The organism is Bradyrhizobium stylosanthis, assembly GCF_001641335.1.
In the GTDB taxonomy this organism is placed as follows: domain Bacteria; phylum Pseudomonadota; class Alphaproteobacteria; order Rhizobiales; family Xanthobacteraceae; genus Bradyrhizobium; species Bradyrhizobium stylosanthis.
On the sequence record NZ_LVEM01000003.1, the window covers coordinates 175,302 to 200,586 of the forward strand.

General features: G+C 65.3%; 20 protein-coding genes. 13 read left to right on the forward strand and 7 right to left on the reverse strand.

Annotated features, from left to right (window positions below):
* The first annotated feature begins 146 nt into the window (after positions 1–146).
* From A7X65_RS20600 to A7X65_RS20655, 12 genes are all read left to right on the forward strand, one after another.
* The gene (locus tag A7X65_RS20600) at positions 147–1,196 is read left to right on the forward strand and encodes a nucleotidyltransferase family protein (RefSeq protein ID WP_063688114.1); all 1,050 of its coding nucleotides are present in this window, start codon (positions 147–149) and stop codon (positions 1,194–1,196) included.
* Positions 1,193–2,101, forward strand: coding sequence for a Gfo/Idh/MocA family protein (locus A7X65_RS20605; protein WP_063688116.1), 909 nt, complete (start codon positions 1,193–1,195; stop codon positions 2,099–2,101). The genes A7X65_RS20600 and A7X65_RS20605 overlap by 4 nt, the downstream gene beginning before the upstream one ends.
* A complete protein-coding gene (locus A7X65_RS20610) occupies positions 2,098–2,796 on the forward strand; it encodes an acylneuraminate cytidylyltransferase family protein (protein WP_063688118.1) in 699 nt (232 codons plus the stop codon). The genes A7X65_RS20605 and A7X65_RS20610 overlap by 4 nt, the downstream gene beginning before the upstream one ends.
* Before the next feature lie 13 nt (positions 2,797–2,809).
* On the forward strand, positions 2,810–3,631 hold the full coding sequence (locus tag A7X65_RS20615) for an SDR family oxidoreductase (RefSeq protein WP_063688120.1): 822 nt from the start codon (positions 2,810–2,812) through the stop codon (positions 3,629–3,631).
* A 10-nt stretch (positions 3,632–3,641) separates the two neighbouring features.
* Complete coding sequence (locus A7X65_RS20620; protein WP_063688122.1) at positions 3,642–5,165, forward strand: oligosaccharide flippase family protein; 1,524 nt, start codon at positions 3,642–3,644, stop codon at positions 5,163–5,165.
* Between the two features lie 117 nt (positions 5,166–5,282).
* On the forward strand, positions 5,283–6,056 hold the full coding sequence (locus tag A7X65_RS20625) for a class I SAM-dependent methyltransferase (RefSeq protein WP_245323865.1): 774 nt from the start codon (positions 5,283–5,285) through the stop codon (positions 6,054–6,056).
* Positions 6,053–6,985 carry a hypothetical protein gene (locus A7X65_RS20630; protein WP_082885011.1) on the forward strand — a complete coding sequence of 311 codons (933 nt, stop codon included), beginning with the start codon at positions 6,053–6,055 and terminating at the stop codon, positions 6,983–6,985. The genes A7X65_RS20625 and A7X65_RS20630 overlap by 4 nt, the downstream gene beginning before the upstream one ends.
* Positions 6,986–7,010: 25 nt before the next feature.
* Positions 7,011–8,399, forward strand: a complete 1,389-nt coding sequence (locus tag A7X65_RS20635; RefSeq protein WP_063688126.1) for a surface carbohydrate biosynthesis protein — start codon at positions 7,011–7,013, stop codon at positions 8,397–8,399.
* Positions 8,400–8,402: 3 nt separating this feature from the next.
* Positions 8,403–9,806, forward strand: a complete 1,404-nt coding sequence (locus A7X65_RS20640) for a capsular polysaccharide export protein, LipB/KpsS family (RefSeq protein WP_063688128.1) — start codon at positions 8,403–8,405, stop codon at positions 9,804–9,806.
* Between the two features lie 11 nt (positions 9,807–9,817).
* The gene (locus tag A7X65_RS20645; RefSeq protein WP_063688130.1) at positions 9,818–10,567 is read left to right on the forward strand and encodes a glycosyltransferase family 2 protein; all 750 of its coding nucleotides are present in this window, start codon (positions 9,818–9,820) and stop codon (positions 10,565–10,567) included.
* Positions 10,568–10,725: 158 nt separating this feature from the next.
* Positions 10,726–11,688: a UDP-glucuronic acid decarboxylase family protein gene (locus A7X65_RS20650; RefSeq protein ID WP_063688132.1), complete on the forward strand. Its 963-nt coding sequence runs from the start codon at positions 10,726–10,728 to the stop codon at positions 11,686–11,688.
* Between the two features lie 42 nt (positions 11,689–11,730).
* Entirely contained in the window at positions 11,731–13,074 is a 1,344-nt protein-coding gene (locus A7X65_RS20655; RefSeq protein WP_063688134.1) for a hypothetical protein, read from the forward strand.
* Here the strand turns inward: A7X65_RS20655 and A7X65_RS20660 are convergent.
* The 7 genes from A7X65_RS20660 to A7X65_RS20690 all read right to left on the reverse strand — a co-directional run bounded on the left by A7X65_RS20660 (position 13,071) and on the right by A7X65_RS20690 (position 21,364).
* On the reverse strand, positions 13,071–14,264 hold the full coding sequence (locus A7X65_RS20660; protein ID WP_063688135.1) for a glycosyltransferase family 4 protein: 1,194 nt from the start codon (positions 14,262–14,264) through the stop codon (positions 13,071–13,073). The genes A7X65_RS20655 and A7X65_RS20660 overlap by 4 nt on opposite strands.
* The gene (locus tag A7X65_RS20665; RefSeq protein WP_063688137.1) at positions 14,257–15,189 is read right to left on the reverse strand and encodes an NAD-dependent epimerase/dehydratase family protein; all 933 of its coding nucleotides are present in this window, start codon (positions 15,187–15,189) and stop codon (positions 14,257–14,259) included. Before A7X65_RS20665 ends, A7X65_RS20660 begins: the two co-directional genes overlap by 8 nt.
* Positions 15,190–15,254: 65 nt before the next feature.
* Positions 15,255–15,875 carry an acyltransferase gene (locus A7X65_RS20670; protein ID WP_063688139.1) on the reverse strand — a complete coding sequence of 207 codons (621 nt, stop codon included), beginning with the start codon at positions 15,873–15,875 and terminating at the stop codon, positions 15,255–15,257.
* A gap of 147 nt (positions 15,876–16,022) precedes the next feature.
* Positions 16,023–17,111: a glycosyltransferase family protein gene (locus A7X65_RS20675; RefSeq protein ID WP_063688141.1), complete on the reverse strand. Its 1,089-nt coding sequence runs from the start codon at positions 17,109–17,111 to the stop codon at positions 16,023–16,025.
* Between the two features lie 3 nt (positions 17,112–17,114).
* On the reverse strand, positions 17,115–18,953 hold the full coding sequence (asnB, locus tag A7X65_RS20680) for an asparagine synthase (glutamine-hydrolyzing) (RefSeq protein WP_063688143.1): 1,839 nt from the start codon (positions 18,951–18,953) through the stop codon (positions 17,115–17,117).
* A gap of 3 nt (positions 18,954–18,956) precedes the next feature.
* Entirely contained in the window at positions 18,957–20,507 is a 1,551-nt protein-coding gene (locus A7X65_RS20685) for a lipopolysaccharide biosynthesis protein (protein WP_245323690.1), read from the reverse strand.
* Between the two features lie 170 nt (positions 20,508–20,677).
* Entirely contained in the window at positions 20,678–21,364 is a 687-nt protein-coding gene (locus A7X65_RS20690; protein ID WP_063690639.1) for a hypothetical protein, read from the reverse strand.
* A 290-nt stretch (positions 21,365–21,654) separates the two neighbouring features.
* Here A7X65_RS20690 and A7X65_RS20695 point away from each other — a divergent pair, with 290 nt between their 5' ends.
* Entirely contained in the window at positions 21,655–25,272 is a 3,618-nt protein-coding gene (locus tag A7X65_RS20695) for an autotransporter domain-containing protein (RefSeq protein ID WP_156527931.1), read from the forward strand.
* The last annotated feature ends 13 nt before the right edge of the window (positions 25,273–25,285 follow it).

The window sequence follows — 25,285 nt, forward strand, 5'->3', positions numbered from 1 at the left end:
GCGCCGGACGGGGCGCGAAAACGCGAGAATTAACAAGGACAACGCGGGGCCCCCTGGCGGGGTTGACGCCGCCTCTCGCAGCCGCGATATAGCAGGCTCAGCGGTGGGCAGCTCCCCGATATCTGGCGTATACGAGGCAGATTGCCATGAAATCCTGGCGTAAGGCCGTCGTTGGAACGCAGGCGACCGTAGGCGAGGCCATTGCCGCGATCGAGAGCGGGAGCATCCAGATTGCGCTCGTGCTCGACGGCCAGAACCGCCTGCTTGGCGTGGTCACCGACGGCGACGTGAGGCGCGGCCTGCTGCGCGGCATCCCGCTCACCGGCCTTGCCACCGACATCATGAACCGCACGCCGGTATCGGCTCCGGCGACGCTCTCCCGCGACGACCGCCTGCATGTGATGCGGCACAAGTCGATCAAGCAGCTGCCGCTGGTCGACGAAGGCGGCCATCTGGTCGTGGTCGAGACGCTCGATGAGCTGCTCGAGCCGCGCCACTATGCCAATCCGGTTCTGATCATGGCGGGCGGGCTCGGCGAGCGCCTCGGCGCGCTGACGCGCGACGTCCCCAAGCCCATGCTCAATGTCGGCGGCAGGCCGCTGCTCGAGACGATCGTCCGCAACGTCGTGCAGCAGGGGTTCCACAACATCTACATCTCGGTCAATTACAAGGCCGAGACGATCAAGGGCCATTTCGGCGACGGCGCCGCCTACGGTGCCAATATCCAGTACGTTCACGAGACCGAACGCCTGGGCACCGCCGGTGCGCTCGGGATGTTTGCCACGCCGCCCGATCTGCCGATGATCGTCACCAACGGCGACATCCTCACCACGATCAATTACGGCGCGCTGCTCGACTTCCATAACGGAACGCCGGCGGAAGCGACGATGGCCGTCCGAGAGCACAAGGTGCACGTCCCCTACGGCGTGGTTTCCACGTCCGAAGGCTTTCTCCAGACCATTCGCGAGAAGCCGACCGAAAGCTGGTTCGTCAGCGCCGGCATCTATGTGATCGGGAGCTCGGTGTTCCGCCATGTCGCCCCCGGCGTCAGGATCGACATGCCGGCCGTGCTGGAGCGTGTGATCGCCGGCGAGGGACGCGTTGCGGTCTATCCGATCCGCGAATACTGGCTCGACATCGGCCGCCTGGAGGATTTCGAGCAGGCGCATGCAGAGTTTCATGAGGTCTTTCCGTGACCTCGAAAACCGCTGTCGTGATCGGTCTCGGCTCGATCGGCACAAGGCACGCGCGGATCCTGCGTGAGCTTGGCCTCGCCGTCGCGACCGTGAGCCGCCGGGAGGGCGGCGACTATGGCTCGATCGCGCAGGCCGTCGCAGCCGCGAATCCGGATTACGCGGTCATTGCCAGCGAAACCGCGCGCCATGCCGGCGACCTGCAGGAACTCGCGCAGACCGGCTTCCGCGGCGCCGTCCTTGTCGAGAAACCGCTGTTCGCGACGCCGGCGGCGCCAGCGAAGTATCCGTTCGCCCATGTCAGCGTCGGATACAATCTGCGCTTCCATCCGGTGATGAAGGCGCTGATCGATACGTTGGGCGGGCGCGAGGTGATCACAGTCGCCGCCTATGTCGGGCAGGACATCAGGGACTGGCGGCCCGGCCGCGACCATCGCACCACCGCATCCGCGACGACAAACGCCGGCGGCGGCGTGCTGAGGGATCTCAGCCACGAGCTCGATTATCTCCTGTGGCTGTTCGGGCCGTGGCACCGCGTCGCGGCGCTCGGCGGCGCGTCCGGCGCGCGCGACATCGACGTCGATGACCATCTCGACCTGCTGATCGACATGCAGCGGGCGCCGTCGGTCCACGTCCACATGGATTATCTCGACCGCCTGGGCATCCGCCGCATCCGCGTCAATGTCGACGAGGACACCATCGAGGCCGACCTCGTCGGCAGCCGCCTGATCGTCAACGGCAAGGCCACGGACTTTGCCAGCGAGCGCGACCAGAGCTATCGCGACATGCACCTCGCGGCGATGCGGGGCGCGAGCCCGGTCTGCTCCCTGCCCGAGGCGCTCGGCGTCATGCATCTGATCGACGCCAGCGAACGCGCGCTGCGCAGCAAGACCTGGGTGTCGCCATGAGCCTGGTCTGCACCATCTGCGCGCGGGGCGGCTCGAAGGGGGTCGTCGGCAAGAATGCGCGCGATCTCCTCGGCAAGCCGGTGCTCGCGTGGAGCATCGCGCAGGCGCGCGAGACCGGCCTGTTTGATGCGATCGCCTTCAGCAGCGATTCCGACGCGCTGCTCGAGGCGGCGCTGAAGGCCGGCGCCGATATCGCGGTCAAGCGTCCCGACGAGATGGCGACCGATACTGCGCCGAAGCTGCCGGCGATCCGCCATTGTCTCGAGCAGGCCATCGCACGGACCGGCAAGACGCCGGAGATCTTCGTCGACCTCGACGTCACCTCGCCGCTCAGGCTCGCCTCCGACATCACCGGCGCGGTGACCCTGCTGCGCGACAGCGGTGCCCGCAACGTCATCACCGGAGCGCCGGCGCGCCGCTCGCCCTATTTCAACCTGGTCGAGCAGCGCAGCGACGGCAGCGTCGGCCTGTCCAAATCCGCCAATCCTCCGATCACGCGCCGGCAGGATGCACCCCGCTGCTTCGACATGAACGCCTCGATCTATGTCTGGCGCGTCGCGCCGTTCCTCGAGCAGCCCGCGGTCTTCTATCCAGACACGCGCCTGTTCGAGATGCCGGAAGAGCGCTCGATCGACATCGATTCCGATCTCGATTTCGCATTGGTGGAACTGCTGCTGCGCCAGCGACTGGGCTGAGGGGGCTTAAGCCATGACCACGAGCTTCAAGGCTCTGTTCGATCTGACCGGCCGCACCGCCGTGGTAACCGGTGGATGCGGCATTCTCGGGCGTCACTTTGCCAATGGTCTTGCCGAGTTCGGCGCCAATGTCGCGATCGTCGATCTCGACCAGGCCGCGACCGATGAGGCGGCCGCCGACCTCGCCTCGCGCCACTCCGTCCGCGCCAAGGGCTATGGTTGCGACATCACGCAGCCCGACTCCGTGCGCGCCGCGGCCGATGCGATCGAAGCCGATCTCGGGCCGGTGTCGATCCTGCTCAACAACGCCGCCAGCAAGACCCGCGACCTCGACGCCTTCTTCGCCCCGGTCGAGCAATTCTCGCAGGACACCTGGCGGGAGATCATGGCGGTCAATCTCGACGGCATGTTCACCGTCGCGCAGGTGTTCGGCGGCAGGATGGCCGAGCGCAGCTATGGCGCCATCGTGCAGACCGCCTCGATCTACGGGTTGATGGCGCCCGACCAGCGCATCTACGAGGGCTCCGAATATATGGGACGCCCCATCAACACGCCCGCGGTCTACACGGCCTCGAAGGCCGGTGTCATCGGCCTCACCAAGCACCTCGCGACCTACTGGGCGGCGAAGGGCGTTCGCGTCAACACGCTGACCCCTGGCGGCGTCGAGAGCGGACAGAACGAAACCTTCAAGCAGCGTTACGGTGCCCGCATTCCGCTCGGCCGCATGGCCCGTGCCGATGAAATGGTGGGGACCATGCTGTTCCTGGTGTCGGACGCAGCCTCCTACGTCACCGGCCAGAACATCGCCGTCGATGGCGGCCTGAGCGCCTGGTAGCGACACGGCAATGATCAAGCGCCTGATCCAGAATACGGTGATTTCGGCGCTTGCCTTCGGCGTGGCCGCGTTGCTTGGCCTTCTGGTCATCCCGCTGATCATCCGGACCTGGGGCGTCACCGAGTTCGGCCTGATCGTCATCTCGCGATTGCTGCTGCCCAGCGGCATGATGGCGGTGCTGGACCTCGGTCTGTCCGAGGTCGCCACACAAGTCGTCGCGCGCGCGCGCGAACACCGCAATTGGACAATGGTCAGCCGCCAGATCGCCTTTCTCGGAGCGGTCTCCGTCGTGCTCACCCTGGGCCTGAGCGCGGCGATCTGGCTGACGACGCCCTTGCTCGTCATCGTCATGAAAGTCGATGCGGAGCATCTGGAGACCTTCACCCGGATCATGCACTACACGGCGTTGGCGAATTTGATCTTCGTTCCTGCTCTGGTCTGGGAAGGCATCGTCAAGGGCTTCGAGCGCTACAATCTGCTCCGCGCCGCGGAGGTCACGTCAACCGCGGGCTATGTCGGACTGACATTCGCCGCAGCCTCGGCGGCGGCGGGCTTTGAAGTGGTCGCCTACATCTATCTCGCCACGCTGGTGGCCCGCGCCGTCGTCATCGGAATCGCAGCGTTCGTTGCCTTGCGACACAAGCACGTGCGGTTGCTGCCGTGGACGCGGGATATCCGCCAGGACATCCTCCATCGCTGCGTGCTGCTTCTGCAAGGCAAGCTGATGGGCGGCATCTCCGGCCCCCTGCAGCCGTTCCTGATCGGCTTGCTGTTCGGTCCGAAAGCTGTCGGCACCTACGATGCGCTGGTGCGATTGTCGCGGGTCTCCAAGATCGTCGTCAGCCTCCTGACATCCGCCCTGCTTCCCGTTGCCAGCCGCCTCGATGAGCGCGGCAGCGAGACATCGTTCCAGCGTCTCGGCGACCTCGGCCTCGTCATGATGCCGATGTTCGTGGTGCCGCCGCTTGCTGCAACAGCAATCCTCTCACCCGACATCATGAGCCTCTGGATTGGCTCACTTCTGGCTCCTTACGCGTTCTGGATGGGCTTGAGCTTCCTGGTCCCGATCTGCGCGCAATACGTTGCGATGGGTAGCCTGATCTTCCTGACGCGCCCCGAGGTGCAGGCTCGGCTCAACAGGCTGATGGCTATTCAGCTCCTGATCTGGGCGGCCGTCTCCGTCGCGACGTTGCACCTGTTCGCCGAACGCGCCCTGATTCTCGGCCAGGTGGTCGGCAGCATCGCCGTCCTGCCCTGGCAGCTTGGGGAATTGCGCAGCGCACTCGCGCTTGACCGCAATCGCTTCGTCAGAGCGATTGGAACCCAGCTCGTGATCCTGGCGCTGGCCAGCATTTTACTGGGGACAATTGCAGGTTACATTCGCTTCGACAGCGTGCTAAAGCTCGCGCTCGGTTCCATGGTTTTCTGCCTGATCACCTGGGTGCTCCAGTACTTCCTGGTGCTCGAGAAGAGGCACCGGACTGTATTTCCGGCGGTCGGACAATTGATGGGACTGACATCCAAAAGCAGCTGAATGAACATCCACGCGACAGACACGAAAGCCGTCCCCACAGGTTTCGCTCCGGCCTCGTTGCCGGACAGGGCGGCGACTTATGCGGTCGACGCGGCAAGGAGCATCGGCCGCCTCGCAATGCGCCGCGTGAAGCGCACGGCCGACGTCGTCGATTCCGAATACAACCTGTTGCACTGGCAGCGAACCCTTTCGGAAAAGAGCTGGACCACCGCGGCGAGCATCGCCGACTTCCTCGCGACGAAGAATTCCGCGCAGGATCTGCGCAAGGTCGACAACCAGATCTGCAGGGTCGCCGCCGACGACTACTATCGCTATCGCGCGGGAGCGCTTGGCGACCTGCTCGCCCGGCACATGGGCGGCGCCACGGAGATCGTCGAGCTCGGCGCCGGCTGCGGCATCAACCTGTTGTCGCTTCACCTCAACCATCCCGATTGGCGGCTGCACGGCTTCGACATTGCGCCGAACGGCATCGCCGCCGGCCGCGAGATCGCCACGCATTATGGCGTGTCCGACCGGATGACGTTCGACAGGATCGACCTCACCGACGGCAGCGACCCGAACTACCCCGCGATCGCAGGCCAGGTCGTCTTCACCTATTTCTGCATCGAGCAGATTCCCTATGACGTCCGAAAGGTCGTGGACAACATCATCGCGGCGAGGCCGAAGCGCGTCATCAACATCGAGCCGACGACCGAGCTGCTGAACCTCGCAAGCCCCCGGGATATCATCAGCTACCTCTACATCCGCTCGGTCGACTACCAGACGCAGCTGTTCTCGATCCTCGACGACTACGAGCGGCAGGGTCGCGTCCGCATTCTGGCGCGGGAGCGGATGCCGTTCGCGCCGACGATCCACAATGATGGTTTTTTGTATTGCTGGGAGCCCACATGACAGCCATCAACACGACGGCCGATCGGCCCGCCCCGAAGAAGCAGAAGATCAACCAGTTTCGCCGCCTGTTGTGGCACATCAACCGGACCGATCTCGGCTGGGTCACCAAGGCAGCCCTGACGACCCTGCAACCGGGCGCGCGTGCGCGGCGGGTCGCGCTGCTCGATCAGCTTCCCGCGAAGGCGGAATGGAGCGAGGCAAGCCGCAAGCTCGACCGCGACGGCTACGTCGACGTCTCCACGCTGATGGACCGCGGCCTCGCGGAGGCCGTCGCGACGGTCGCGGACAACAAGATGAGCCGGCTGAACGAGGTCTCGGACAAGCAGCAGCTCGGCCACAAATCCTTCTGGGTCAGCCTCCTCGACGAGGATCTCGTCAACGGCGCATTCGCGACCGACCATCCCTTCGTCCGCTATGCGCTGCAGCCCGCCGCGCTGCGCATCATCGGCGACTACATGCATGATCTGCCGCAGCTCTCCGACGTGCTGCTGACCCTGTCGCAGCCGACGCCGAACCAGGCGCTGAGCTATTCCCAGCTCTGGCATCTCGATCACGACGACAAGCGCGTCTGCAAGCTCTTCATCTACCTGACCGACGTCCGTGACACCGCCGACGGTCCGTTCACGTTCATTCCGGCAGGCCCGTCGAGGCCGTTCCGCAACACGCTGAAGAGCCACATGAACGATGCGACGGTGTTCGCCAAGACCGGTCCCGATGCGGTCAAGGAGATGATCGCGCCCCGTCTGTCGTGCTTCATCGTCAACACCGCCCGTTGCCTGCATATGGGAAGCCGGATCCAGTCCGATCACAGCCGCCTGCTCTACACTGCGACCTACATCCAGCAGCCTCGCATCTATCCCGAACCGCGCCCGCGTTTCCGGGCCGCCGGCGCCCTGACGGACCTCGAGCGCGCCGTGATGCGGCTCTGACACGGACCTGCCGGGAGCTGAGATCTTGCGCATAGGCCTGGTGGTCGATCACCCCAAGCGTGACCTGCCGGGGGCCGTCATGCTGGGCTATCAGCTCGCGCGGCGCGGCGTCTCCGTCGTGCTGGTGCCGATGTACGAGCAGGCCGTCGACGTGCCGCGACTCGGGCTCGATGCGCTGGTCGTCAACTATGCGCGCCCCGTCAATCTCGATCTGATGCGCAGCTTCGCCAAGGCCGGCCTTGCGCTCTACGTGCTCGACACCGAAGGCGGCGTGCTCGCCGAGAAGGGCGGCAATTCGCCGCCCGCGATGGCCGCACACGTCAAGGGCAGCGGCTACGCCGAGATCCTCTCGGGCTATTTCTTCTGGGGCAGCCGGCTGCACGACGCCTTCGTCGCGGCGGGAACCATGAAGCCGGAGCAGCTTCACCTCACCGGATGCCCGCGCTTCGATTTCGCGGCGCCGCGCTGGCGCGCACTGCTCGACGGCGAGCCGCGCGGCTATGTGCTCGTCAACGCCAACTTCCCGCTGGTCAATTCACGCTTCACCGGCAAGCCGGGCGGCGAGCGCGAGGCGATGGTGCGGGCGGGGTGGGACGGCGCCTATGTCGATCGCTTCATCACGGACCTGAAGCAGGTCTTCGCGAACTATCTTGCCGAAATCGACCGGCTCGCCGCCGCAAGGCCCGACCGCACCATACTGGTGCGGCCGCATCCGTTCGAGAGCGAGGACGTCTATCGCAACGCACTCGCGCAACACGGCAACGTCCTGATCGACGGGACCGGCAGCGTGCTCGACCGCATCCGCAATGCGGCGGCGGTCGTGCATCTCAACTGCGGCACCGCCGTCGAATCCGTGCTGCTTGGAAAGCTGCCGCTGCAGCTCGAATATCTGAACACGCCGGTCACCGCCGGCCATGCCACGCTGCCTGCGCGTGTGAGCCGGCCCGTCAGTTCGTTCGACGAGCTGCTCGGCGCGCTCGACCATACCGAACGCGAGACCGAAGCCTTTGATTTCGCGCGTGTTCATGCCGCCGACATCGAGGCATTCTTCCATCTCAACGACGGACAGGCCGCCGAACGCGTCGCCGATGTCCTGACCCGCAGCGCACCTTCGCGCCGGCCCTATCTGTCGTTGTTGGCGACCGTGAAGGGCACGCGCGACAAGCCGAGCATCGGCCAGATCGTGAAGGGTGCCGCAAGCGCCGTGCTCGGATCGGCCGTCACCGAGCGGTTGCGCAGCCGGTTCAATCCGGCCCGGCGCGACAAGCGGATCGAGCCAGCCTTCGTCGAGTCCCTGCTGCAGCGGATCGCAACGCATGACGGCGCCAAACCGGCGCAATTCACCGCAACGCGCGCGCATTGCGCGACGACCGGCTTGCCGCTCGCGAGCATCGCCATCGAACCCGCCCGATAGACCATGGCCACATCCGCAAGAACCATCCTCATCACCACGCTCGCCGAATACCAGACCCGGTTCTGGATTCCGGTCGCGCAACGGCTGCGCGCCGCGGGCGACGACGTCGAGCTGCTCGCCTTCGACGACCGCAGCGCCGAGATGTCGGCCGCCGAAGGCGTGCCTGTCACGAACATGTACCGCGAGGGCCTCAAGACCGGCCCCTCGCCCGACGACCGCGGCGCCTTCGACGCGCGCGTCGCCGCCTACGGCCTCGACGGGACCAATTTCCTGTTCAGCCATGAGCGCTTCACCTTCGGCATCCGCGACACCGCGGCGCTGCGCCGGCGTTTCATGATCTATGCCAATGCGATGGAAGCGGTGCTCGACCGGCTGGAGCAGCAGGGCAAGCGTGTCGAGCTGGTGCAGGAGCTCGGCGGCTTTCTCTCCGTCCTCGCGAGCTTTTACGCGGCGAGGCGCCGCAACATCCGCAACTGGTTCATCGAGCCCTCGTTCTTCCGCGGCCGCATGTACTTCACGCCGGACACGCTCGGCGCGCCCGACGTGATGCCGGCGCCGGCCGACGCCGTGTCGCCTGAGGTGCGGGCCTATCTCGACGACACGCTGGCGCAGCAGGCCATCGTCATTCCCAAGAAGGACCAGCACCATTATTCGGCGGCCTTCAAGAAGGTCGTGAACCTGCGCAACGCCCGTCGTCTCACCGAAAAGCTGTGGGACCAGTTCGCGCTCGGCAAGCACCAGGAGTTCGGGCACAATCTGCGCCACGCCCGCGTGCACGCGGCGATGGCGCTCAATGCGACCCGGCTGCGCAGGCTGTACAAGCCGATCCCCGAGGCGCCCTTCGTCTATTATCCGTTCCACGTTCCCGCCGACATGGCGCTGACGCTGCGCTCGCCCGACTATCTCGACCAGGTCGCGACCGTCGACTTCCTGGCGCGGACGATCCCGGACTCGCATGTGCTGGTGGTGAAGGAGCATCCCGCGCAGATCGGCGCGATCTCGGCCGACCGCCTGTTCGAGCTGGCGCGCCGGTTCGACAATGTCGTGCTGCTGCCGCCGCAGACCAACAATTACACCGTGCTCAACCGCGCCGACGCGGTCATCTCCGTCAACAGCAAGTCGGGCGCCGAAGCCTTGCTGCTCGGCAAGCCGGTCGTGGTGATGGGCGATGCGTTCTACCGCTCTTGCCCGCTGGTCTACGCGGTCGACCGTCTCGCCGACGTGCCCGCGCGGCTGCGCGAGGCGCTGTCCGCCGGGGCGTTCGATCCGGCCAGCGGCGCGCCGTATTTCGAGGCAGCCTGGCGCAAATCGCTTCCGGGCGAGCTCTATATCGGCGATGCCAAGCTGCTCGACACGTTTGCGGCCTCCTTGCGCACCGCGATCGGCGCGCCGGCCAGTGCGAATTGAACGGAGCCGTCATGCCGCTCGTCTCCATCATCACCCCATCCTGGAACGTCGAAGGCCTGATCGAGGAAACCATCCGCTCGGTGCAGAGCCAGAGCTTTGCCGATTGGGAGCTCCTGATCGCCGACGACTGCTCGACCGACAGGACGCCTCAAATCATTGCTGCGATCGGCGAGCGCGATCCGCGCGTCAAGCTGATCCGCCAGGCGAAGAACGGCGGACCCGCGCTGGCACGCCAGGCCGCGATCGACCGGGCGCAGGGCCGCTACCTCGCCTTCCTCGACAGCGACGATCTGTGGCTGCCCGCAAAGCTGGAGCGGCAGCTCGCCTTCGCGCAGGAGAGAAAGGCCGCCCTCAGCTACACCGCGTTCCGCCGCATCAACGAGGACAACACCGTCACCGGACGGCTGATCGAGGTGCCGGCCTCGCTCAGCTATGGGCAGCTCCTGAAAAACACCGCGATCGCGACGCTGACCGCAATGGTCGATCGCGAGATATCAGGCCCCATCGCGATGCAGAACGAGGGCTATGATGATTTCTGCCTGTGGCTCTCGATCCTCAAGCGCGGCCATGTCGCGCATGGCCTCAACGAGGACCTCGCGCGCTACCGTGTCAGGGGTTCCTCGGTCTCCAGCCGCCCGATGCGCTCGGCCAAATGGGTCTGGCAGATCTACCGCAACGTCGAGCACCTCTCCCTGCCGCGATCGGCCTGGTGCTTCGGCCATTGGGGCGCGCGGGCCTGGCTGAAGCGGCGGGAGTTCTAGACGCATCGCCGGGCGCCGGGCCGAAAAGTGCGAAAACAACCCCATGCACAGTAGGGGTACTTAAATACCTTAGTTCAAAACCCACTTGGCTATTGGCGAGTCCGGCCGTTGCCGATACCACTCAGCCCGCTCCTGCCGCGGACAATCTGGAACCGATCATGCCGTTTGAAACCTACAAGAACAGTCGCATCCTCGTGACCGGAGGCGCCGGCTTCATCGGATCGCACATCTGCGAGCGGCTGCTCGACGCCGGCGCCGAGGTGGTCTCCGCGGACAATTATTTCACCGGCAGCCGGCGCAACATCGCCCACCTGATCGCGAACCCGCTGTTCGAGGCGGTCAGGCACGACGTCACCTTTCCGCTCTACATCGAGGTCGACGCGATCTTCAACCTGGCCTGCCCGGCCTCTCCGATCCACTACCAGCGCGACCCCGTGCAGACCACCAAGACCTCGGTACACGGCGCCATCAACATGCTGGGCCTTGCCAAGCGGCTGAAGGCGCGGATCTTCCAGGCCTCCACCAGCGAGGTCTATGGCGACCCGCTGATCCATCCCCAGACCGAGGACTATTGGGGCAACGTCAACCCGATCGGCATCCGCTCCTGCTACGACGAGGGCAAGCGCTGCGCCGAAACGCTGTTCTTCGACTATTGGCGCCAGCACGGCCTGCCGATCAAGGTCGCCCGCATCTTCAACACCTACGGCCCGCGCATGCAGCCCAATGACGGCCGCGTGGTATCGTCCTTCATCGTCCAGGCGCTGAAAGGCGAGCCGATCACCGTGTTCGGCGATGGCGGCCAGACCCGCTCATTTTGCTATGTCGACGATCTCGTCGAGGCCATCCTGCGCCTGATGGTGACGAACGAGGACATCACCGGCCCGATCAACATCGGCAATAATTCCGAGTTCACGATCCGCGAGCTCGCCGAGAAGGTCATCGCGCTCACGGGCTCGCGCTCCAAGCTGGAGTTCAAGCCGCTGCCGCAGGACGACCCGCGCCAGCGTCAGCCCGACCTCACCAAGGCCAAGGCCGCGCTGAACTGGGAGCCGAAGGTCGCGCTCGAGGACGGCTTGAAGGAGACCATCGCCTACTTCAAGCACTCGCTCGAGATCGCCTGAGCCCGCTCGCAACTCCCCTCGTCCGCAGCGAGCCTGTCCGCTATGAGCGCACCGTCCGGCATGATCAACGACCTCCGGTCACGGCTGGATTCGAAAACTGCGCTGACGGTTCTGGTGCTGCTGCACAGCGCCCTCACCTGCCTGTCGCTGATCAAGGTCGCGACGTTCCAGTACTATATCAGCTTCAGCGTGGACCGCCTCTGGGTCGCGGTCATCGTTGCGGCCGGCTTCTCCGTGGTTTCGTTGCTGTTCGTCGTCGCCCGCTTCAGCTTCGGCTACTTCGTCGGGTTCTATTTCTACACGATGATCCTGGGCTTCCTCTGGATCGAGGTGTTCTCGCACTACAGCTACGAGCAAGTGCCTGCAGGCATCTCGGCGGCGCTTGCGCTGGTGCTGTTCCTGCTGCCGTTGCTGTTCGTCAGGGGGCCGTTGCGACAGCGAATTGCGTTGTCGAACGCTCTTTTCCAGCATCTGCTGACATCGATCCTGGCCGTCTCGGCAATCACCATCGCCGTGGCGGCCACCTACAATTTCCGCCTGGTCTCGGTCGCCCACATCTACGACTATCGCGACTCCATCGAATTTCCGGCAGCGGTGCGATACCTCACGGGCTGGGTTTCGAGCACGTTGTTGCCGTTCGCCTTCGCCTGCTACTGGCTGCTCGGCCATCGCTGGCGCGCCGGCCTGGTCCTGATCCTGCTCCTGTTGTTCTACCCCATCACGCTGACGAAGTTCGCCTTCTTCACGCCCGCCTGGCTGATCGCCGTCGCCGTGCTTTCGCGCCTTCTGGAGGCGAGAACGGCAGTCATCGCTTCGATCTTCGTCCCGATGCTGGTTGGCCTCATCTTGATCGTCGTGACCGGCGCCCCCCTCAACAGCGTCCCCGGCAGGTACTTCGACATCGTCAACATCCGGATGATCGCGACCGCATCCAGCGCACTCGACATCTACAACAATTTCTTTTCCAGCCACCCGCTGACCTGGTTCTGCCAGATCTCCGTGCTCAAGCCGCTGATGCATTGCCCCTATGAGGCACAGCTGTCCATCGTGATGCAGGACGCTTACGACCTCGGCAAATTGAATGCGTCGCTGTTTGCGACCGAAGGGATCGCGTCCGTCGGAATTTATCTCGCGCCTCTGACCGCGCTCGCATCGGGCTTCGTGCTGGCGCTCGGCAACCGTGCGTCTGCGGGCCTGCCGCCCCGTTTCATCCTGATTTCGGCCGGCGTGCTGCCGCACGCCCTGCTCAACGTGCCGCTCTCGGTCGCCATGATCACTCACGGCGCCGCCCTGCTCTTTGTGCTCTGGTATGTGGTGCCTCGAAGTCTCTTCGCGGAGAAGCGCCCGTCGGACGGGGAGCGCTCCCGATCCGGTACGGCTGGCTAGCGGTCCGCCGACCCGATCGCATCCCGTGTCAGCCGGATGAAGTCCGCAACGAACGCCTCGACGCGCGGCTCGAGATTTGGCGACAAATGACGGACCGTCGCGGGTGCCGCCGTTTGCGCAACCTCCGACATCTGATCGGCCAGCGCCTCGGCGTCGTGGATGCCGAAATAGCGCGCGCGTCCCTCGGTCTGCTCGCGATGCACGTCGATATCGGACAGGATCATCGGAACGCCGAACGACTTGGCTTCCTCGACCGTCGTGCTCCATCCCTCGCATTCCGAAGGATTGATGAGGGCGACCGACGCGCGCAGCAGCGCATAGACGTGATCCAGCGGAATCATCCCGAGGTGCCTGAAATTCGCGTCGAGACCGCGCGACCCGACCTCCTTCATGGTCCTTTCGAACAGATCTGGCTCGCGTGCGTCCTGCGTGTTTCCGGACGCCGCGACGACGACATCCAGCCCGCGGCGTTTCAAGAGATCAAGCGCCGCGACGACGACCCGGTGATTCTTGTGGCGCCAGAACTGGTTCGGCAGATAGAAATAGCGCGACGGCAGCTTGTAGCTTGCGATCACGTCGGACGGATTCGTGGCTAACAGGCTGGCTGGCGGCTCGGTCGCGAACCGGACCACGGAGACGCCGTTCTTCAGGCCCGGATAGAACCGCTTGAGATCGGCGAGCGCGGTGGCGCTGCTCACCATGATGTGCCGGCCGGACGCGATCTGGACCCGAAAGCCGAGATCGCGTCGCCAATAGGCGCCCCTGGAGAAAAGGTGCGGAAGCAGGCGGTGCTGGAAATCCGGAAACCAGGCGATCGCAGGGAACGGCAGGCGCCAGCCGAAGAAGCGCGCGGATTCGAACACCATGTTGATCCCGCGAATCCTGAATTCGGCGACGGCGGGGCCATCCAGACCAAAGGTCATCGCACGGGCGAGACCGGTCGCACGGGCAAGACCGGCTCCGGCGTGATCGAACACCGGCGAGCGCACGATTTCGACCGCGGGAATGCTGGCGAGAGTAGCGATCTCATCGGCGTCATCAGCCGTTCCCGCGAACAGCACCGGCGTCACCGCTCCGGGCGCGTATCTGTTAAGCGCCTCGAACAGATTGCGTTGATAGTTGTAGCCTCCCGCCCATAGGCGGCGCGGAATGTTGGTGAACGCGATCCGCAGCGGCGCACGCTCAGGCACGAGCTTCGCCCTTGAACCATGCGACGTAGTCGGCGAGACCTCGCTCCAGCGGAATGCGCCAATCGAAACTCATGTCGCGCACGCGCCCGTTGTCGGCCAGCAGGCTGGTCGGATCGCCCGGCCGCGCGATGCCCGAAAACTGCAGGGCCGTCTTGCCGCCCCAATGCCCGATCAGGCCTTCGGCAATGCCGGCGACGCTGACACCGCGCCCCGAGCCGCCATTGATCACGCAAAAATCGTCTTGCCACGCCCCTTCCGCGACGCGCGCCAGCAGGCGAACGACGTCGCGAACGTCGGTCCAATCCCTGATCTCGGATCCAGTTCCTCCGAGAGTCAGCGTGCGCTGCTCGCTGCGCAGCCGCGAGCAGATGTCCCAGAGAAGCTGTTTGCGAAGGTTCGGACCGTAGACCGAGAACAAGCGCACGACGGCGCAGCGAATGCCGAAGCTCTGGACGTAGCTCTGGCACAGTTGCTCCATCATCAGCTTGTGATGGCCGTAGGGCGACATCGGCGCCAGCGTCGCGCTTTCGCGGATCGGCCCGGCGTGCTTGGCGCCGTAGACGGCGGCGCTCGACACGACGATCAAGCGGCTCTCTGGCGCAAAGCTGCGAAGCCACTCCAGCAGGCGCGCCGTGCTGGCCACGGTCCGCGAAAAGTCTTCGAACGGACGCTCCATCGACAGCCCGACCGACGATCCGCCCGCGAGGTGGAAGACATGCGACGGCACTCCGTGCGCGACGGTGAGCGCGTTCAGGTTGGCGGCGTCGACCTCGCCATTGATCCAGGTCTGCAGGCCGAGCGCGCGCGCATCGGCTGGATCGAGGGCACCATGGCCAACGCCATGCACTGCATGCCCGCTGCTCGCCAGCTCGCGGACGAGATGGCGCCCGATGAACCCGTTCGCGCCGGTGATCCAGATCGACATGGCTACCTGATGTGCAGACGGTTGGTTTGTGGACACATTGCAATCCCAATTGTCATGGGCGTCCCTTATCGCTCGTCCGGCGACAACTCCCTGATCACAGTGGCAGGATTACCGGCCACGATTGAATACGCCGGAACGTCCTTGGTGACCACGGCGCCGGCAGCGACGATCCCGCCCTCACCGATCGTCACGCCGCGCATGACCATCGCGCAAGCGCCGATCCACGCATCGTCGCAAATCTTGATCGGACGATCGTCGAGCGAGAGCTTGCGCGGGTGGCCCAAGGTGAAGATCTGCTTCGCCTGCTCGTGCCGCTCGGAAGCACGGATCGGATGAGAGAGATTGTCGAATATGTTCACCGAATGCGAGATCAGGACGCGATTTCCGATGTCGATCGAGGCACCCGACCATATGCGCGTGCCGACGCCGACATAGCACCACTCTCCGATCGTGATGCGGCCGCCGTGACCGAGGATCATCAATTCTCCCCGGACGTGAGAATGACTGCCGATGGCGATCTTCTCGCTATCGCCCAGCGCATTCCGGATCCGTGCGCTGTGAGCCAGGAACGCGTCAGGATGCAGTCGGCAGGTCGCCCGCCCGATCAGGCGCTGGACGATAAAGTGCCAATTGATGCCGTCGATAGCATGCGCGCAGCGGCGCACCAGCGTGGAAAGGCCGGTCATCAGCGCACCCTCTCACGTCGCAGGATCGAACGTGTCCGGATTCTCAAATGACACCTCCAACGGAGTCAGCCTCCGTCCTCCACCGAATGAGCAAGTTGGAAGTCATGCAGTCAATCGGGAGGACGCGCGACAAATGCTCTAGCATGGCTACAGGCGCCCTACGAGATCGACAAACGCTTTCCACTGCACGTCCTTGCCATAGATGTCGCGCATGCGCGCCCGCCCCAGCGCGGCGATCTCGGCCGATCTGGACCAAGCCTGGAGACTGCGCGAGATGACTTCGGCGGCCTGGTCGGGGGTACCATAGGTCTCGATCGTGACGCCGTCCTGCATGCCCTCCGGATATCGTCCGGCGTCGGACACAAGCAGCGCACCGCACCCCATGGCCTCGAAGCAGCGCATATTGCCGCGATCCTCGCCCGCCATGTCGATCGCGCCATTGAGCACGATCTTGGATGAGCCGATCAGTTCATAGAGATCCCTTCCGAATACCGGAGGTCTTGCGATGGCCGCGATGGCGTCGGGGCGCCTGTGACGGCCCAGCGGCAGCAATCGTCCGATCGGGCTCTCGGCGAGCCTCGTCAGGCGCGATGCGTCGAGACACAGCACGATATTGTGGCTGTCGGCGAGGTGCGCGACCCGCTCGAGCGTTCTGGCCCGTGCGCGATGATGCCGCGAATAGCCGCCGACGAAGACGACGTCGATCGGACGTTCGCCGTGACCATATTCGTCCATCACCGGATCATGCGCCGGACGGAACAATTCGCCCCGGCATCCCTTGCCGCGCCAGAAGTCGAGGATCGAAGGAAAGTTGCCAAGCACGGCGCCATAGGCCGTGAAATCGGCATTTCCCGACGGCGCCGCACGCCAGCACAACGTCGTCTTCACGCAGCCCGGCAGCTTGGCAACGAATGTACTGGGGTAGCGTACCGGATCGAGATTGTAGAACACCTCGGTGGCATGATGCTCGATCTGCGCGAGCAGAATGGCCTCGAGCGTCGGCTCGCCCGACATACCCTGCTCGCGCGCCCAGCGGCGCTGCAGGACCTCGTCGTCGCCATTGGTGAAGAAGGCTTCCGGCGATCCATCGAGTACGGGTTGCAGGAAATGCGCCGCACCGAAACGGTCGTTGAGAAACACCTCGCGCCGCGCGTCGAAGCTGAGCGCCTTTGCCGCAAGTTGGTTGAACCGCGGCAGATAGGACGGATAGAAGCAGCTATTCTGGAACAGACGCATCGCTTACGCGTACCTCGCCAACATCCATTTCATGTTCAGGTACGGCCAGATCCGCCCGACCTTCTCCCAATCCCACGACTTCGACGCCGTCAAGCGGCTGACCGCTCCGCGCAAGGCCGCTTCATCCACCAGTTCGGCAAACGCCGGCACCTTGCGGTCGAGCAGGTCGGCGGTCCAGCCTGCCAGCGGCCCGTTCAACCACTCCGGCATCGGCGAATTGAAACCGACCTTGCGGCGCGCGGTGCGGATCGACTCCGGCATAAGGCCCTCCATCGCCCGCCGGGCAACAGCCTTGGTATAGCCGTCCGCCGACTTGCTGCTTTCCGGAAGCGCCATGGTGTAGGTGACGAGACGCCAATCCATGAAGGGCATGCGGACCTCGACGCCGTGGGCCATCGAGAGACGATCGAAATTGCGCAGGATGGTGGGCAGCACGGTGCTGTGAAACATGCGGTAGAGCCGCCGGTTCAGGCCACCCCATTCACGCGGCAGCACATCGTCCTCGCCGACCAGCGGAAGCGGGCTCGGAAGATCGCGCAGGCCCGACCGCAGGAAATAGACGCCCTGGCGTTTCAAGGCCAGCACGCGCAGGAGGTCCACGCCGCGACGCGCCAGCGGCGAGCGCGAAGCCAGATCTTCCGCGGCGTTGCGAATTCGAAACGCCGCGGCCCGGCCTTCCTGCAGATAGGCGCCCATCAACTCGTCCGCGCCGTGGCCGTCGAGTGAGACCGTCACGTTGTTCTGCCGCAATTGCCGGTAGATCAGCCATGCCGCGCTGGGCAACCCGATATAGACGTCGTCGAGATCGTCGAGAATCCGGTCGAGATCCGTCAACGCATCGCCCTGTCCGATTGCGAGGAAAGTGGGTTCGACCTTGGCCCAGGCGGCGGCCTCCTCGGCCATCGGCCGCTCGTCGTTCGATGCGCCCGGGAAGGTCGCGACGAAGGCGTGGCGCCACGCGGCGCTGTCGCGCGGTCCCATCCCGGCCTGCTCGTGCGCCGCCATGGTGCAGATCACCGCCGAGGAGTCGAAGCCTCCGGACAGGCACGTCCCGATCGGCACGTCGCTGCGCATCCGCAGGGCTACGGCGTCCTGGAACAGTTCGCGGAAGCCGGCCACGCGCTCGGCTTCCGTGGCCGGCACCGCAGGCAGATGATCGATCGTTCGCCACCAGCGCCTGACGCCGACCTTGCCCTGGCGCAGCCACATGCAATGACCGGCCTGCAGGCGGCGAACCTGCCGAAACAAGGTTCGGTCGCTGCCCTCGATGCCGAAGGCGTCGAACATCAGGCGCCGTGCCACTTCCGTCTCGACGGACGGATCGATCAGTCCGCTCCGCACCAGCGCCCGCTGCTCGGAGGCAAAGACAAACCGCTCCGGCGACACGGCATAGAGCAGCGGCTTGATACCGAAGCGATCGCGCGCAAGAAACAATTCGCGCGTGCCGGTGTCAAAGATCGCAAGGGCCCACATGCCGTTGAAGCGCGGCAGCATGTCTTCCCGCCAGGCCTCCCAGGCGGCCAGGATCACTTCGGTATCGGATTGGCTGCGGAACACTGTGCCGCGCGCCTCAAGCTCGCGGCGCAGCTCGAGGAAATTGTAGATCTCGCCGTTGTAGACAATGACGTAACGGCCGTCCGCGGACAGCATCGGCTGATAGCCGCCCTCGCCGGGATCGATGATCGCAAGGCGGCGATGGCCGAATGCGAGAGCCCGGTCCGCGCTGAACCACGTTCCTTCGCCGAACGGACCGCGATGCGCGATCAGGCCGGTCAGTCGCGAGATTTCGGCCGGCTCGACCGCATTGCCGCGCAGATTGACGATTCCGGCGATTCCGCACATGTCCTAGATCGCCTTCAGGGGCACGAAGCGGCTGAAAATGGCGCGCAAGTCCTGCAAGCAGGCCCTTCGATACGGTCCCAGCTGCGATGCGGCAACTTCGACGACAAAGATGGTCGCAGCCGTCACCGCCGCGACGGCTCCCACCGACCACCAGGACGGCGCAAGGTGGAACGGCGCGCGGTCGAGACCGATGCGCAGCGCCAGCGCGGTCGCGATCCCGATGCCAAGCGGCATCAGGACGCAATGGATGACGCGCGGCCAAATGCCGGAAATGTCAAAACTGCGGCGCAGCAGCACGACGATGGTCGCCATCTGCGCGATCATGCCGGCACAGGCGCTCCAGCCGGCGGCCTGCCAGCCGAAGCTTGGCAGCACGATCGCACTGGTGCCGAGCGTGACGATCCCCGTGATCAGCGCGATGAGCGCGTTGGAGCGCGAGCGCGCCTGCGCCAGCAGATAAAAGCCGAACACATTCGCACTCGATCCAAGGATACCGGCAATCGACAAGACGACGAGCACCCGTGCCGCCTCGGCCGCGACCTCGGCACCGGTCCAGACATGAAGCAGCGGACCGGCGACGGGGATCAACGCACCCAAGGCACTCGCGGCAAGGACGTTCAAAATCCAGGAGGACCGGAACAGCAGATCGACCTTGCGATCCTCGCTCTCCTTTTGCAGCGTGCTGAAGAACGGAAACAGGATCTCGCCGACCTTGAGGATGCCGATATAGGTGGCCTCCTGGAGGCGCTGCGCCACGCCATAGAAGCCGACGAATTGGGGTTGCAGCAGCGCGCCGAGCAGATAGCGATCGGCCTGCCCGGCAAGCAGCGCACCACCCTGTGCGGCAACCTGCCAGCCGCCGAGCCGAACCAACTTTCCGAGCGACCCGCGATGCAGCGCCGGCGGCGCCAGCCATTGACCGATACCGCGGGACCAGACCAGAGCCATCAGCAGACCGCTTGCAAACCCAAGCGCCTGGCAGCCGAGGAAGGTCGAGGCACGAGGCGCGGCGGGGATCAGCAACAGCATCGAAAGGGTCGAGACCAACGTACTGACAATGCCGATCGAAGAGATCCGGCGATAGTCCTGGCGCGCGGTGAACAACGACACGAAGACAGCCGATACGCATTGGCACAACCAGCCCGCACTGGCCAATGTGAAGGCCAATCCAAGATCGTCGGCGGCCGAACCCGCCAGATGAAAGCCGAGACGCGCGAGCGGAGCTCCGGCAAGCCAGAAGAAGACGGTGATCGGGCCGCCCAATGCGATCGCAATCATGATCGCCGTCGCGAACAGGCGCCGCGCATCCTCGCGGTCGGACGGCTCCAGCCGCTGGGCAAGCTCGCGCGCCGTCGACAGTCCGAGCGCATTGCTGAACACCAGTGCAGGCGCAATGCATGCCGTCACCAGACCCGCAACACCGAATGCCGCCAGACCGAGGCGAGCGATCACGAACGGCAGGATGGCCAGGTTCAGCACCACGGCCACCAGGAAGGCCATCGCGTTCCAGGCGGAGTTTCCCAGCAGGTCGGGCGGTCTTTTTGTCGAAGTCATGCCAGCCACCCGGCCGTACCCTCACCAAGCCTGTGCCACCTCGTCAATCGGGGTTCCCCCAAGCAGCGCAAATTCGGGCTAGCAGTCAGGGCATGGATTGTCGATAGCCTGGGGAGGCGACTGCCGTTCACCTGGGCCCGGCCCATTCCGTACGGCATGCCGTCCGGCGCTCAGAGCCCATCCGACTCGCCGTTCTTCGGCGTCGAACGCGGCACGAAGGGAGCGAACGCCGTATCGTTCATCGCCGGCATCATCGGCCTGCCGCCGGCATCCATGGGGGGAGCCGCGGGGGCCGCCACCGGATCGGCCGGGCGCTGGAGCACCAGGACCTCGCTGCGATCGCCCTGCTTGAACGTCACCTCGCGCGGCTGAACCTCGGTCAGCGACCAGCCGCCGAGCGATTCGCCCTGCCGCATGCGCACCACCTTCTGGTCGAAGCGATTGACGAGGATCGCGATCGCATCGCCCTCGCCGATCACGGCCCCCACCAGCAGCAGCGGGGGCGGCGGGGCCTCGACCTGCTTGGGCGGCGGCGCCTGCACCTCCTCGACCGGGGACGCAGCGACCGCGCGTGGCGGCGGCCGGCGCGAGGCCGAGAAGATCGGACGCTCCTGGGTTGCCGTCAGCGCCGAGAGCGGCACGGACCACAGCGGATTGCCGCGGGGGACCGGTTTGCTCACGGCCTGGGCCGGCCGCGCGATCGGCCGCATCGCACCGACATCGACGCTGTCGGCGGGCGTGCCTGCGGCATCGTCCGGCAGGATATCGATGCGCGAGGAGGTGGCGGCCGGAGCCGCGGCGCTGCCCAGCACCACCCACAGCACAGCCCATCCCACCGCTTGGAGCCACCCGGACATCATCGCCTTGCAGGTTCCTTTCCCCAGCAAACTAGGCCCGATGGGCCCGCCCATCAACCGCCTCGTCCGCCCAATTCAGGCCGACCGGCAGCGCCTGTATTGCGACACGTAAAAATGTTGCCCAAGAGCCACGATTGCGGAAATTGCGCCCGGAATGGGCAGGAACCCTGCTCTATCCAACCCCCGTTCATTGCGAGCCCGTGCGAGGTCATGAGATCATCGCGGACGGGGCTGCGCTTGCGCGCCCGGGTTGCAATGCCTGCGATTGTTTTTTTGATTTGAGAGCACCAATGGCCGGACCGAAAATGGCGCCCGAGAGGATCGGAGACCGGCTGCGGTCGGTCAGGCGCCATGCTCTGGCGACCCTGCTCGCCACGACCGCGCTCGGCGTCGTCGCCGCGCATGCCGTGGACGGCACCTGGAGCGGCGCTAGCTCCGACTGGACCGATCCGGCCAACTGGTCATCGAACCCGAGCGTACCGGACGGAACCGCGACCTTCACCAACACCGGAAACACGAGCGTCGACAATTTCAACGGCGTCGTCGTCATCGGCACGGTCCAGTTCACGAACACCGCGCAGGCCTACACGGTCACGATCGGCGACGCGTTCATCCTCAACGGCACCGGCATCATCAACAATTCCGGCAACACCCAGAACTTCGTGTCGGCGTCCAACGGCATCAACATGGTGTTCCAGAACAGCAGCACCGCGAGCGGCGGAACTGGCGCCGTGACCATCACCAACAGTTCCGGCGGCACGGTCTCGTTCCTGCAGAACAGCACGGCCGGGACGGCCAGCATCATCAACAGCAGCTTCCTCACCTTCGAGGATTCCGCCAATGCCGGCAGCGCCCTGATCAGCAACAATGCCGGCGGCCAGATCGATTTCTACACCAGCGCCTCGGCCGGCAGCGCCACGATCAACAACGCGGCGAGCGCCACGCTGAGCTTCCACAACAACACCACTGCCGCCACATCGAGCATCATCAACGACGGCATCGTGAATTTCGACGGCTCCGCCACCGCCGGCAGCGCCACCATCACCACCAACAACGGCGCGACGACGAATTTCAGCGCGTCGGCGACCGGCGGCAGCGCACGCTTCATCACCAATGCCGGCGGCACGGTCGACATTTCCGGCCTCACCAGCGGCGGGATGACCAGCGGCTCGATCGAAGGCGCAGGCAATTACGTGCTCGGCGCCAACACCCTCACCACCGGCAGCCTCAACACTTCGACCCAGGTCGACGGCATCATCTCCGGCACCGGCGGCGGCCTCACCAAGGTCGGCACCGGCACGCTGACGCTGACCAACGTCAACACCTATACCGGCGCGACGACGGTCTCGGCCGGAACGCTCGCACTGTCGGGCTTCGGCAGCATTGCGGACTCCAGCGTCGTCACGGTGAACGGCACGCTCGACATTTCCGCGATCACCCCATCGGCAGCGGCCCTCACCACGCTGGCCGGAAGCGGGACGGTCCAGATGGGCACCAAGGGAGTGTTCATCACCAACGGTTCGACCGAATTCTCTGGCGTGATCAATGGAACGGGCGGGGTCGAGATTTTCAACGGCACCCAAACGTTCTCCGGCGTCAACACCTATACCAACGCAACCCAGATCGACGTCGGTGCGACGCTCGCGCTGAAGGGCAGCGGCTCGATCGCGAGTTCCGTCCTTGTGACCTTCTCGCCGGGTGCGACCGGGACATTGGATATTTCGCAGACCACCTCCGGCGCCTCGATACAGTCGCTTTTCTCGATGGCTGGTGCCGGCTTCATCGCGCTCGGCTCGAAGACGCTCACGATCACGAACGGAAGCGTGTTCTCGGGCGTCATCCTGGACGGCGGTATCGGCGGCGGCACGGGGGGTAATCTGGTGATTGCCAACGCCGCCACGCAGCAGCTCTCGGGCAACAACCTGTATACCGGCACGACCACGATAGCCGCGGGCGGCGAGCTGGACCTTGTTTTTTTCGGCGGCCTGAATGGCAGCATCGCTTCATCCCGGAGCGTCATCGCCGATGGTATCTTCGACATCTCGAACCTGACCAACGGCGGCACCTCGATCAGTTCGTTGTCGGGGTCGGGTAATGTCAATCTCGGCGCCAACACGCTGACGATCACCAACGCCAACGGCACGTTCTCGGGCGTCATTGACGATGCCGGCGCCGGCGGCGGCCTCACGCTGGCCGGCGGCACGCAGACGCTGACGGGCGTCAACACCTATACCGGCGCCACCGCCGTGAACGGCGGCACGCTGGTGGTGGACGGCACGATCCTCAACAGCCCGATCACCGTCAACACCGGCGGCACGCTCGCCGGCAGCGGCAACGTCGCCGGCGTCCAGGTCAGCGGCGGCACATTGGCGCCGGGCAGCGCAGCCACCCCGTTCGGCCCGCTGACGGTGACCGGCAGCCTGATCTTCACCGCCGCCTCGACCTATCTGGTGCAGGTCTCTTCCACCAATGCCAGCCTCACCCAGGTCACGGGCTCGACCGACCTCGGCGGTGCGACGGTGCGAGCCAATTTCAGCTCGGGCACGGTCAAGAAGCAGTACACGATCCTGACCGCGGCGGGCAGCCTCGTCGGCACCACCTTCAATCCGACCGTTCTCTCCAACATGCCGACGCTGAACGCGACGCTGAGCTACGACCCCAACAACGTGTTCCTCAATGTCAACGTCAACTTCACGCCGGCGAGCGGCCTGAACACCAACCAGCAGAACGTCGCGAACACGCTGACCAATTTCTTCAATGCGACCGGCGGCATTCCCGCGGCGTTCGCAGCGCTGGGCCCGTCGGGGCTGACCACCGCCTCGGGCGAGCTCGGCACCGGCATCATCCAGTCCGCGATCAACGCCGACGGCCAGTTCCTCAACCTGATGCTCGACCCGACCGTCATCGGCCGCTCGGGCGGCTTCGCCAAGGCGGGCAGCGTCGCGCAATTCGCCGACAGCGAGGATGCCAGGGCCTATGCCAGGATGCGTCCGGCCAATGCGCGTGAGCGCGAGGCCTATGCGATGGCGACCAAGGCGCCTTCGCTGCTGTCGTCGCAGCCGAGCAGCCGCTGGAGCGTCTGGGCCGCCGGCTATGGCGGCTCGGCCGAGGTCGGCGGCAATGCGACGGTCGGCTCGCAGGACTTGACCGCACGGGTCTGGGGCGCCGCGGCCGGCGCCGACTACAGGCTCTCGGTCGACACGCTGGTGGGCTTCGCGCTCGGCGGCGGCGGACTGAACTACTCGGTTGCGAACGCGATGGGCTCGGGCTCGGCCGACCTGTTCCAGGCCGGCGTCTATGGCCGGCACAATTTCGGCCCGGCCTATATCTCGGCCGCCCTCGCCTATGGCTGGCACGACGTCACCACCAACCGCACCGTGGCGCTGGCCGGGGCCGACCAGCTCCAGGCCCGCTACAAGGCCGACACGTTCTCGGCCCGCTTCGAGGGCGGCTACCGTTTTGCGATGCCGATGATCGGCATCACTCCCTATGCGGCGGCGCAGGTGACGAACGTCAACCTGCCGAACTATTCCGAGGCCAGCCTCAACGGCGGCGGCCTGTTCGCGCTGAACTACGCCGCGCAATCCGTCACCGACACCCGCTCCGAGCTCGGCCTGCGCACCGACAAGTCGTACGCCATGCAGAACGGCGTGCTGACGCTGCGCGGCCGCGCCGCCTGGGCGCACGACTACAATCCGAGCCGCGCCATCACCGCGCTGTTCCAGACCCTGCCGGGCACCAGCTTCGTCGTGAACGGCGCCAGGGTCGATGCCGACTCCGCGCTTGTCAGCGCCAGCGCCGAGATGAAATGGCTGAACGGCTTCTCGCTCGCCGGCACCTTCGACGGCGAGTTCTCCGGCAACGTCACCAGCTATTCCGGCAAGGGCGTCTTCAAATACAGCTGGTGAGCCGGCGGGCCCG